Below are 10,549 nucleotides of genomic sequence, written 5' to 3'. Positions count from 1 at the left end.
GCTCCTCGCCCAGCTGCTGGGCGACCCCGGTGAACCGCCGGTGGCCGAACTCGTCCAGCCCGCCGTCGCGCAGCGGCATCGTGCCCGGCTTGGGCGTGGCGCCCTCGCTGATCACCCCGATGACGTGCCGGTGGCCTCGCTCGAACCGGGCGGTGACCATCTCGCAGACCGCCTCGATGTCGAAGGGCTCCTCGGGGGTGATCACCAGGTGCGCGCCCGCGGCCATCCCGGAGTTCAGCGCTATCCAGCCGGCGTGCCGTCCCATCACCTCGACCAGCAGCACGCGCTGGTGGGACTCGGCGGTCGTGTGCAGCCGGTCGATCATCTCGGTGGCGATGCTGACCGCGGTGTCGAAGCCGAAGGTGAGGTCGGTGCCGTCGATGTCGTTGTCGATCGTCTTCGGGACGCCGACCACCGGCACACCCTCGGAGGACAGCCACGCCGCGGCGGTGAGCGTGCCCTCGCCGCCGATGGGCACCAGCACGTCCACCCCGTGGGCGTCGAGCACCTCGCGCATCCGGCCCAGCCCGTCGTGCAGCTTCTGCGGCGCCACCCGGGCGGAGCCGAGGATCGTGCCGCCCCGGGTCAGCAGGTTGTGGACCATGGGCCGGTCCAGCGGCATCGCGTCGTCGTCGAGCAGGCCGCGCCAGCCGTTGCGGAACCCCACGACGTCACTGCCGTACTGCTTCTCCGCGGTGCGGACCACCGCCCGGAGGACGGCGTTGAGGCCGGGGCAGTCTCCGCCGCCGGTCAGGACTCCGATGCGCACGTGCTCTCCTCCGGACGAGGGGGTCGGGCGGGTGAACCGTACGTCATGACGTCTAGACGTCTCATGGTGCAGTACCTTTCTGGGCGTGGCGAGTTCGGAGGCGGGGCCCAAGTACCTCGCCGTGCGCGAGGCGTTGCGGCGACGCGCGTCCGCGCTGCCGGAACACACCCTCCTCCCTCCCGAACCGGTGTTGTGCGCCGAGTACGGCGTCAGCCGGATCACCTTGCGCCGGGCGGTCGACGGGCTCGTCGCCGACGGACACCTGATCCGCGAGCAGGGTCGTGGCACCTTCGTCAGCCGGCCCGGCATCCGGCACGAGTACCGCGAGAGCTTCGTGCACCGGATCGCCGGCTTCCACTCGGTGATGACCGAGCAGGGCGCCCAGGTGGGCACCTCGGTGCTCACCCAGCGCGTCGTCCCGGCCGCTCCGCCGATCGCCACCGAGCTGGGGGTGGGCACCGCCGACGACGTCGTGGAGCTGGTCCGGCTGCGCAGCGTCGACGGGCTCCCCAACCACGTCGTCCGCAGCTTCCTGCCGGCCACCCGCTACCCGAAGGCGGCCACCGAGGACTTCAGCCACGGCTCGCTCTACGAGTTCCTGCGCCGGGAGTACTCCGCCGACCTGGCGCACGCCCGGATCTTCGTCGACGTCGGGACGGCGGCCGCGGACGAGGCCGACGTGCTGCAGGTGACCGCGGGCTCGCCGCTGCTCGTCGTGCGCACCACCGTCCGGGACACGTCGGGGCACCCGCTGGTGCACTCGTTCAGCCGGCTGCGGCCCGACGTGAGCCAGGTCGAGTTCGAGGTGTCCGTCGGCGGTCGCTGAGCCGGGCCGGGTCAGGCCTGGGCCGGCCCCGGCGGCAGCTCGGCCAGCCGCAGCCGCTGGTCGCGCAGCAGCACCCGGTCCAGTGCGTGGCCGACCGGCCGGGCCAGGTCGGTGACGACGGCCCGCACCGGTGCGTCCAGCTGGCGTGGCTGTCGCCAGCCGACCAGCAGCGCTGCGTCGGAGTGGTGCTGACCGAGCGGCAGGTGGACGGCGAGGACCGGACCCGCACCGGGCAGCTCGAGCAGCCCTGGGAAGTCCCCGGCCTCCTCCGGGGTCGCGACCGCCACCAGGTGCCGTTCGCGCATCGCCGCCGCCAGTGGGTGGGCGTCGTCCACCCGTAGGCACGCGACGGGGCCGGTGTTCCGCGGTGCCCTGGACGCCGTCGACCAGACCTGCAGTTCCGGGGCACCGACCTCGGCCACCCCGAGCAGCACGGTCGTGGCGCCGAGCGGGGACCGGACCAGCCGGTCCACCGTGTGCAACAGCTCGGGGAGCGTCTCCGCCGGCAGCAGCGCGGTGCTGAGCCGGGCGACCACCCGGGCCCGGTCGGCATCGGCCTCGGCCAGCACGAACGCGGCGCGCGCCGCCTCGGCGGCGCTCTGGGCGGCGCTGTCGTCCCGGACGGCGACCGCGTGCGCCTCCTGCTCGGCCAGCTCGATCACCCGGAACCGCAGCTGCCGGGAGCTGTCGTCGGCCATCCGGTGCAGCGCCGCGAGCTCGGGCTCGGTCCAGTCCCGGGGGCTGGTGTCGATGACGCACAGCACGCCGATGGGCTGCCCGTGCACGCCCCACAGCGGCATCCCGGCGTAGGCGACGGCGTCCAGCTCCTGGACGGAGGGGCCGGTGGCGAACTCGGCGTGCTCCCGGGCGTCGCGCAGCGCGAGCGGGCTGCCGCTGGTGGCCACCCACTTGCTCATCGAGTGGCTCAACGGCATCGAACGGCGGCTGGCCCACGGCTCGGGCAGCCCGAAGGCGCCCGGGAAGACCTGCCCGGCCTTGCTGACCAGGACCACCAGTGCGCGGGGGGCGCGCAGCGCCTCGGCCGCCGACCGGGCGAGCCGGTCGAAGGTCGCGTCGGCCCGGGCCGGCAGGACGGCCCAGGTCGGCAGTTGGTACGCAGCGCTCACCGCGCCCCCTCTCGCCTGCGGCCTGTCCGGTGACGCCCACCGGTGTGCTCACCCGTCCGGAGCACGACGATGCTGTCAGACTCCAGGGGTCGATGCCCGGCTCCGATGGGGGACGACGTGGCGCAGTTCGGGGAGCAGCGGACGACCGACATCCGTGCGGTGATCGCGGACCGTGCGGTCCGGAGCGTGTTCCAGCCGATCGTCGAGCTGGACAGCGGACGGGTGGTCGCCTACGAGGCGCTCGCCCGCGGCCCGGAGGGCCCGTTCGAGGCGCCGGACGCGCTGTTCGCCGCCGCGCGCGACGCGGGCTGCCTCACCGAGCTGGACCAGGCGTGCCGGGCCGCCGCACTGCGCGGCGCGGTGGCGCAGGGGTTGCTGGCTCCCTCGACCGTCTTCGTCAACGTCGAGCCCGAGGTCCTCGACGACGCCCCCGTGGCGGCGCTGTTCGACCCGGAGCTGCCCGTGCCCGGGGACCTGCGGGTGGTCCTGGAGATCACCGAGCGCGCGCTGGCCGCCCGGCCGGCGGAACTGCTGCGGACCGTCGAGCGGGTGCGGGAGTTCGGCTGGGCGATCGCCCTGGACGACGTCGGTGCCGAGTCCCTCTCGCTTGCCTTCATGCCGTTGCTGCGGCCCGACGTCGTCAAACTCGACCTGCGCCTGGTGCAGGAACGTCCGGGCCCGGCCATCGCGGAGATCATGAACGCGGTCAACGCCTACGCCGAGTCGACCGGGGCGCTCGTGCTCGCCGAGGGCATCGAGAACGGCACGCACCTGACCATGGCGCGGGCGCTGGGGGCGACGCTGGGGCAGGGCTGGCTGTTCGGTCGCCCGGGGCCCGGTGCCGCCTCGGGTGCTCGACCGGGCACGCTCCGGCTGCCCGCCGTCCAGCCCGCCGACCCACGCGGCGAGCTGGTGTCCCCGTTCGCCTGCCTGCCGGCGCGCGTACCGGTCCGGGAGGCGCCCAAGGCGCTGTTGATCGAGCTCAGCAAGCAACTGGAACGGCAGGCCCTGCGACTGGGGGAGACCTGCGTGGTCGCCTCGACGTTCCAGGAGGCGCGGCACGTGACGCCGGCGACCCGGCTCCGCTACCGGGACCTGGTCGAGCGGGTCGGGTTCGTCGCCGCCCTGGGCGAGGACCTGCCGGTGGAGCCGATGCCCGGCCTCCGCGGCGCGGACCTGGCGGCCGGTGACCCGGTGCGCGGCGAGTGGGACGTCGTGGTGCTCAGCCCGCACTTCAGCGCCGCGCTGCTGGCCCGCGACCTCGGGGACGACGGCCCGGACATGGCGCGCCGGTTCGCCTTCGCGCTCACCTACGAGCGCGACACGGTGGTGCGGGCCGCCCGGGCGCTGCTCTCCCGGGTGGCGCCGAACACCCTGCGGCGTGCGTCCACGGAGGACGGCAAGGTGCCAGCGGTCCCGGCCGGCGTGGTCTCGCTGCTCACCGGGCGCTCCGCCGGCGATCCGGGGGAGGCGCTCCTGCACCGGGCGCTGGCCGCGGTCGGCACCGGCGTCACGATCGTGGACCTGCGGCTGCCCGACCAGCCGCTGGTCTACGTCAACCCCGCGTTCGAGTGGCTGGCCGGCCAGCCCGCCGCCGAGCTGCTGGGCCGCAACTGCCGCTTCCTGCAGGACCCCGACACCGACCCGGCCGCCGTGGGCCGCATGCGCGCGGCGATCGCGGCCGGTGCCGAGTGCCGGGAGGTCCTGCTCAACCGGCGGGCCGACGGCAGCAAATGGTGGAACGAGTGCACGCTGACCCCGGTGACGGACGAGACCGACGCCGTCGTCCAGTACATCGGGATCCAGACCGATGTCACCGACCAGGTGGAGACCGAGCGCGCGCTGCTCACCGAGCGGGACCGGGTGCGGCGCTACGCGGCCCGGATCGCCGAGCTGGACCCGCGGGTCAGGGTGCCGCTGTCCCTCGCACCGCCGGCCGACGGACCTCAGGCCTCGACGGACTCCCCGGGGGCCAGGCGCGCGTAGGGCACCGGCTGGCCGGGGCCACGCTCACCGAGCAACCCGGCCACGAGACCGAGGCCGGTGTCGTTGAGCAGGCCGTCGTGCACGGCCAGCGCCCGCTCGGCGCGCACCTCGCGCAGGTAGTCGATCAGCTCGCCGGTCATGGACCACGGGGCGTGCGCCGGCAGCAGCAGCGTGGGGACGGCGGCCTGCGGCACGGTGAGCGCGTCGCCGGGGTGGAAGACCCGCTCCTCAACGAGGAACCCGACGTTGCGCACCCGTGGGAGGTCCGGGTGGATCACGGCGTGCCACTCCCCGTGCACGGTGACCCCGAACCCCGCGGCGGTGAACGCGTCGCCGGCACCGACCACGTGCACCCGCGGGCCCGCGCCGGCCAGCTGCTCGGCCACCGCCGAGTTCGTCCACACCTCCAGCGCCGGGTCGGCGTCCAGCGCCGCGCGGACCCGGTCGGGCAGGAAGTGGTCGGGGTGCTGGTGGGTGACCAGCAGGGCCGAGGCGCCGTGCCAGGCGTCGTCGGCGGTGAACGCACCCGGGTCGACGACCAGCCGTCGGTCACCGTCGGACAGGACCACACAGGCGTGTCCGTGCTTGGTCAGCTGCACCAGGGTCTCCTCGCAGGCGGTGGGACGTCGCAGTGCACGCTGCCACGCCGGGTCCACACCTGGGCACCGGGCCGGGTCATCCGATGGGGTGAGCCGGCGGCGGAGCCCCTGCACCGGCAGGCCGGTGCTGCCGACGACCCAGGGGTGACCACGCAGACGCTGACGTTCGCCGCCGCCCGCAGCCGTGCGCACGGGCCGGCCGCCGCGCTCTGGCACGCCGTGGAGGTGCACCGGGCCCCCGCCGACCTGGACGGCGCCTGCGAGCTCACCGTCTGCGGCACCCTGGCCCGGGTGACCACCGAGGCGCACTGGCCGGTGTCCGGCGTCGACGTCTGCTCAGCCTGCACCGCCGCCAGCCAGCGGTTCCACGTGGAACCCGGGCCCCCTCCAGGGAGGGGGCCTCGATCCATCAGCGGCCGGTGAAGACCGCCGGTCGCTTGCCCAGGAACGCCTCGACGGCCTCGCGGTGGTCGGCGGTCGCCCCGAGGTCGGTCTGCAGGCTGGCCTCCAGCGCCAGGGTGTCCTCGAGGCTGTCGGTGGCCGCCGTCGCCAGCACCGTCTTGACCGCCCGGTAGGCCCGGGTCGGCCCGGCAGCGAGCCGGGTGGCGAGCGCGGTCGCCTCGGCGAGCACGTCCGCGGCCGGGACGACGCGGTGCACCAGCCCCCACTCGGCGGCGGTCTCGGCGAGGAACGGCTCGGGGAGCAGCAGCAGCTCCGTGGCACGGGACCCGCCGACGCAGTGCACCAGCCGCGAGGCCAGCGCGGAGTCGCTGGACAGCCCGATGCCGGTGAACGCGGTGGTGAACTTCGCGCCGGCGGCCGCGACCCGCAGGTCGCCGGCGAGCGCGATGCCCAGGCCCGCTCCGGCGCAGGCGCCGTTGACCCCCACGACGAGGGGGACGCGCAGTGCCGCCAGGGCCAGCATCAGCGGGTTGTACTCGGCTTCGACCACCGACAGCGACGGCCCGGCGTCCGGACGCTCGGAGCGGAGCTCCTCGACGTGCTCGGCGAGGTCCTGGCCGACGCAGAAGGCCCGACCGCTGCCGGTGAGCAGCACGGCGCGCACCGATTCGTCCGCGGCCACGTCCCGCACGTGCGCGAGCAGCTCGGTGCGCAGCCGGTGGGACAGCGCCGGTCGCTGCAGGGTCAGCGTGGCGACGCCGTCGGCGTCGGCGCGGGTGACGGTGGGCTCGGAGCCGGGTGTGGACATCGTCGTCCTCTCAGTCCTCTGCGTAGTCGTGGAAGCCGCGGCCGGTCTTGCGGCCCAGCTCTCCGGCGGCCACCTTGTCACGCAGCAACTGGGGTGGGGTGAAGCGCTCGCCCAGGGTGCCGGCGAGGTACTCGGCGATCGCGAGGCGCACGTCCAGACCGACGAGGTCGGTCGAACGCAGCGGGCCCATCGGGTGCCGGTAGCCCAGCTCCATCGCCGCGTCGATCGCCTCGGCGTCGGCGACACCCTCCTCCAGCATCCGGATCGCCTCCAGCCCGAGCAGCACGCCGAGCCGGGACGACGCGAAGCCGGGGGAGTCGCGGACGACCACGTCGGTCTTGCCCAGCGCCCGCACCCAGTCGCGGGAGGCCGCGACGACGTCCTCGGCGGTCTCCGGCGCGACGACCACCTCGACCAGCTTCGAGGCCGGCACCGGGTTGAAGAAGTGCAGGCCCAGGAAGCGCGCCGGCCGCTGCAGCGCTGCGGCCAGCTCGGTGACCGAGAGCGAGGAGGTGTTGGTCGCCAGGACGGCGTCCGGCCCCAGCACCGCCTCCGCGGCGGTGAGCACGGCGACCTTGAGGTCGGCGCGCTCGGGCACCGCCTCCACCACCAGGCCGGCGTCCTCGGTCAGCTCGGCGGGTGAGTCGACCAGGGTCAGCCGGTCGAGGACCTCGGCGACCTCAGCGGTCAGCTTGCCGCGCCGGGCGGCCTCCTCGAGGCCGGCCGACACCCGGCCGCGGGCGGCCTCGGCTGCCTCGTCACCGGCCTCGACCACCTCGACCCGTGCCCCGGCGACCAGGAAGGCCTGGGCGATCCCGGCGCCCATCCGACCGCCGCCGATCACCCCGACCTGCTCCGGCAGTGCGGTGCTGGTCCGTTCGCTGGTCGACGGCGTGTCCTGGGGGTGCATCGACAGCTCCTCTGCTGACGGCGTTCCGGGCGCGGCCCATTCTGCTGGTACGGCAGTTCCCGCGCCGGGAGCCGGGGGACCGCGGGGCAGCTGGCCGAGTCGACCCCGTCGACCCGGCGGCGCGCCCGCGGACCTGCTACGTCCTCCCGAGTCCCCCGACCGGCATCAGGCGCGGCTGACCGTGTGGTGACCGGTGCGCTAGTGCTCTGGTTGCACTGGTGCACCAGAGCACTAGCTGCACTGACCGGAGACGTTGGTCGACCTGTCCGGCACGGCGCCGACGCCGACGCCGACGACGCCTGCGCGAGGTCGGGTCGGCTCGGGTCAGGCCGAGTCGGGTCAGGCCGGGTCAGGCCGGGTCAGGCCGGGTCAGGCCGGGTCAGGCCGGGTCAGGCCGGGTCAGGCCGGGTCAGGCCGGGTCAGGCCGGGTCAGGCCGGGCGGGCCAGGGCCTGGTGCGCGTCCCGGCGGGCCAGCACGTCCAGCAGCGCGGTGATGTCGCTGATCGCCCCGGCCGAGCCCGGCCCCAGGGGCAGGGCGGCCCACATCTGCTCCAGGTAGCCGCGGCTGACCGGTCGGCCGTTGGGCAGCAGCCCGGTCAGCCGATCCCGGGCGACGGCCGAGGCGACGGCCGGCACCAGCTCGCGACCGTCGGCCCGCTCGCCGTCCGCGGTCAGCTGCACGCCGGTCGCCTCGGCGAGCAGCGCGCGGTCCTCGGCGGTGAGGGCGGCGAGGGCGTTCCGCCGCCAGCGCGCCGGTGCGGCGCTCACGGTGACGGGTCGCAGTGCCCGGGCGGGGGTGGCGGACGTGGACATGGCACCGATCATCGGACCTGCACTCCTGGTCGTGGACTTGCGCGAGCGGCCGTCGCGGTCCTCCTCGGCAGCTCCCGGGCCGATCGGTACCGGCTGGCGGCACGTTCCTCGCCGGGCCGCCCCACCCGGCTTGCCGCCCGCCCCCGGCACCGGCGAGGCTGCCGGTCATGTGGTGCGGCGACGACGGCGACGGTGACCGAGGGTGACCCGGGTGGTGATCGCCCCCGACTCGTTCAAGGGCACGCTCGGTGCGGCGGCGGCCGCGGAGGCGTTGGCCGCCGGCTGGCGCCGGGTACGGCCGGACGACGAACTGATCGCCGTCCCCCTCGCCGACGGCGGTGAGGGCACGCTCGAGGCGCTCGGGCACGACCTGCCGGCCGCCTGCTGGCGCAGTGCGCCGGTGACCGGGCCGGACGGGCGCCCGGTGGACGCCGCCTGGCTGCTGCTCCCGGACGGGACGGCGGTGGTGGAGATGGCCCGGGCGGCCGGGTTGCCGCTGCTCGAGCAGCCCGACCCGCTGGGCGCCACCACCCGGGGGCTGGGGCAGCTGCTGGCTGCCGTGCTCGCCGATCCGGCCGTGCACCGGGTGATGCTCACCCTGGGCGGCTCCGCCACCACCGACGGCGGCACCGGTGCGCTGGCTGCGCTGGGTGCCCGCTTCCTGGACGCCGACGGGGCGCCGTTGCCCCCCGGCGGCGGCGCCCTGTCCCGGCTGGCCCGGGTCGACCTGGCCGGGCTGGTCCCGCCGCCGGCCGGGGGCGTGCAGTGCCTGGTCGACGTCACCGCACCGCTGCTCGGGCCGCTGGGCGCCGCCGGCCAGTTCGGGCCCCAGAAGGGCGCGGACCCCACGCAGGTGTCCGAGCTCGACGCGGCGCTGGCCCGGCTGGCCGACCTGCTCGGGGGCGACCGGGAGGCGCCGGGGGCCGGGGCGGCCGGCGGCACCGCCTACGGCTTCGCGGCCTGCTGGGGGGCGGAGTTCGTCAGCGGCGCGCAGGCGGTGGCCGCCGCCGCGGGTCTGGACGAGGCCCTGCGGGGGGCGGCTCTCGTGGTGACCGGCGAGGGGCAGTTCGATGCCCAGTCGCTGCGGGGCAAGGTGGTGGGCGACCTGGTCGAGCGGGCACGCGGTGCGGCGGTGCCGGTGGCGGTGGTCGCCGGCCGCGTCGTGGCGGCAGACGAGCTGCCGGTGGCCCGTGCGCTCTCGCTCACCGAGCTGGCCGGTTCGGTCGAGGGCGCCATGGCCGACCCGGCCCACTGGCTGGCTGCCGCAGGGGAGCGTCTCGCGCGGGAACGGTCCGTCTCGACCTGACGTTGCTCACCTCGGCCGACGAGCCGGTCGCCGGCATGTGTAGGAACGCTCCGGCGGGGCATCCACCCCTTCGGTGCGTCCAGCCCGCCAGCGCCGGCCGGCTGGGGTTCGCACGTGATGACGACGCAGGACGAGGGGACGGCGCACGGTGGTGGAGCCCACGAGGAGGAGCCTCGGGAACCGCTACGAGTTGGCGACCCTGCTGGCCTCCGGCGGCATGGGCCAGGTGTGGCGCGCGCACGACCAGCTGCTCGACCGGACCGTCGCGGTCAAGGTGCTGCGCAGCGAGTACACCGGTGACGAGCTGTTCCTGGCCCGCTTCCGCGCCGAGGCGCACCACGCGGCCGCGCTGAGCCACCCGAACATCGCCGCCGTCTACGACTACGGCGAGGAGTCGGCGGTCGACGGCTCCGGCGAGCACCTGGCCTACCTGGTCATGGAGCTGGTCGAGGGCCAGTCGCTGTCGACCGTGCTGGCCCGCGAGGAGCGCCTGTCGCCGGATCGGACGCTCGACGTGCTCCGGCAGACCGCCTCCGCGTTGGCCGCCGCCCACGCTGCCGGGGTGGTGCACCGGGACGTCAAGCCGGGGAACGTGCTGGTCCGGTGGGACGGCACCGTCAAGATCACCGACTTCGGCATCGCCTGGTCGGCCGGGAGCGTCCCGCTCACCCAGACCGGCCAGGTGGTCGGCACCGCGTCCTACCTCTCCCCGGAGCAGGCCGCGGGTGCCCACGCCACGGCGGCCAGCGACGTCTACGCCCTGGGCATGGTCGGCTACGAGTGCCTGACCGGCGCGCGCGCCTTCGACGGTGACAACTCGGTGACCATCGCGCTGCGCCACCTGCGCGACCAGCCCGCCCCGCTCCCCGCGGAGCTGCCCGAGGGCGTGCGACGGCTGGTCGAGCGCGCCATCGTCAAGGACCCTGCCCAGCGCTACCCCGACGGCGAGGCCGTCGTCGCGGCGATCGACGAGGTGCTCGCCGGGCGACAGCTGCCGGCGGTG

The 10,549-nt window shown here is 75.4% G+C and carries 11 protein-coding genes; 5 read left to right on the top strand and 6 right to left on the bottom strand.

Annotated elements, in window-relative coordinates; translation table 11 throughout:
* Window positions 1-769 (bottom strand): 6-phosphofructokinase (locus tag G5C62_RS22615; RefSeq protein WP_164702777.1); only part of this gene is annotated, 769 nt, incomplete at its 3' end.
* Window positions 770-854: 85 nt separating this feature from the next.
* On the opposite strand from G5C62_RS22615, the gene G5C62_RS22610 reads away from it, so the two are divergent.
* Window positions 855-1,595: a GntR family transcriptional regulator gene (locus G5C62_RS22610; RefSeq protein WP_036332525.1), complete on the top strand. Its 741-nt coding sequence runs from the start codon at window positions 855-857 to the stop codon at window positions 1,593-1,595.
* Between the two features lie 11 nt (window positions 1,596-1,606).
* Here the strand turns inward: G5C62_RS22610 and G5C62_RS22605 are convergent, their stop codons facing one another.
* Window positions 1,607-2,722 carry a GAF domain-containing protein gene (locus G5C62_RS22605; RefSeq protein WP_164702776.1) on the bottom strand — a complete coding sequence of 372 codons (1,116 nt, stop codon included), beginning with the start codon at window positions 2,720-2,722 and terminating at the stop codon, window positions 1,607-1,609.
* A gap of 105 nt (window positions 2,723-2,827) precedes the next feature.
* Between G5C62_RS22605 and G5C62_RS22600 the strand changes: the two genes are divergently transcribed.
* Complete coding sequence (locus G5C62_RS22600; protein WP_164702775.1) at window positions 2,828-4,708, top strand: EAL domain-containing protein; 1,881 nt, start codon at window positions 2,828-2,830, stop codon at window positions 4,706-4,708.
* Here G5C62_RS22600 and G5C62_RS22595 read toward each other — a convergent pair.
* Window positions 4,669-5,307, bottom strand: a complete 639-nt coding sequence (locus tag G5C62_RS22595; protein WP_164702774.1) for an MBL fold metallo-hydrolase — start codon at window positions 5,305-5,307, stop codon at window positions 4,669-4,671. The two genes, G5C62_RS22600 and G5C62_RS22595, sit on opposite strands and share 40 nt — an antisense overlap.
* 144 nt (window positions 5,308-5,451) lie before the next feature.
* Here G5C62_RS22595 and G5C62_RS22590 point away from each other — a divergent pair, with 144 nt between their 5' ends.
* The gene (locus tag G5C62_RS22590) at window positions 5,452-5,730 is read left to right on the top strand and encodes a hypothetical protein (protein ID WP_241176070.1); all 279 of its coding nucleotides are present in this window, start codon (window positions 5,452-5,454) and stop codon (window positions 5,728-5,730) included.
* Here the strand turns inward: G5C62_RS22590 and G5C62_RS22585 are convergent.
* The 3 genes from G5C62_RS22585 to G5C62_RS22575 all read right to left on the bottom strand — a co-directional run bounded on the left by G5C62_RS22585 (window position 5,717) and on the right by G5C62_RS22575 (window position 8,240).
* A complete protein-coding gene (locus tag G5C62_RS22585; protein ID WP_036332529.1) occupies window positions 5,717-6,517 on the bottom strand; it encodes an enoyl-CoA hydratase-related protein in 801 nt (266 codons plus the stop codon). The genes G5C62_RS22590 and G5C62_RS22585 overlap by 14 nt on opposite strands.
* A 10-nt stretch (window positions 6,518-6,527) precedes the next feature.
* Window positions 6,528-7,427 carry a 3-hydroxyacyl-CoA dehydrogenase family protein gene (locus G5C62_RS22580; protein ID WP_036332531.1) on the bottom strand — a complete coding sequence of 300 codons (900 nt, stop codon included), beginning with the start codon at window positions 7,425-7,427 and terminating at the stop codon, window positions 6,528-6,530.
* A 429-nt stretch (window positions 7,428-7,856) separates the two neighbouring features.
* Window positions 7,857-8,240 (bottom strand): hypothetical protein, encoded by a 384-nt coding sequence (locus tag G5C62_RS22575; RefSeq protein ID WP_164702773.1) that lies wholly within the window; start codon window positions 8,238-8,240, stop codon window positions 7,857-7,859.
* Between the two features lie 202 nt (window positions 8,241-8,442).
* Here G5C62_RS22575 and G5C62_RS22570 point away from each other — a divergent pair, with 202 nt between their 5' ends.
* Both G5C62_RS22570 and G5C62_RS22565 read left to right on the top strand, forming a co-directional pair.
* The gene (locus G5C62_RS22570; protein ID WP_164702772.1) at window positions 8,443-9,546 is read left to right on the top strand and encodes a glycerate kinase; all 1,104 of its coding nucleotides are present in this window, start codon (window positions 8,443-8,445) and stop codon (window positions 9,544-9,546) included.
* A gap of 148 nt (window positions 9,547-9,694) precedes the next feature.
* A partial coding sequence (locus G5C62_RS22565; protein WP_164702771.1) for a serine/threonine-protein kinase occupies window positions 9,695-10,549 on the top strand: 855 nt, incomplete at its 3' end.

The sequence above is a fragment of the Modestobacter sp. KNN46-3 genome, from assembly GCF_011039295.1.
The sequence above is the reverse complement of the archived record's forward strand: the minus strand, read 5'-3'. Positions and strand labels throughout refer to the sequence as shown.

Excerpts from the sequence above, each read along its gene's own strand:
- G5C62_RS22585 (WP_036332529.1), bottom strand. The coding sequence starts at position 6,517 with ATGTCCACACCCGGCTCCGAGCCCACCGTCACCCGCGCCGACGCCGAC.
- G5C62_RS22580 (WP_036332531.1), bottom strand. The coding sequence starts at position 7,427 with ATGCACCCCCAGGACACGCCGTCGACCAGCGAACGGACCAGCACCGCA.
- G5C62_RS22600 (WP_164702775.1), top strand. The coding sequence starts at position 2,828 with ATGGGGGACGACGTGGCGCAGTTCGGGGAGCAGCGGACGACCGACATC.
- G5C62_RS22575 (WP_164702773.1), bottom strand. The coding sequence starts at position 8,240 with ATGTCCACGTCCGCCACCCCCGCCCGGGCACTGCGACCCGTCACCGTG.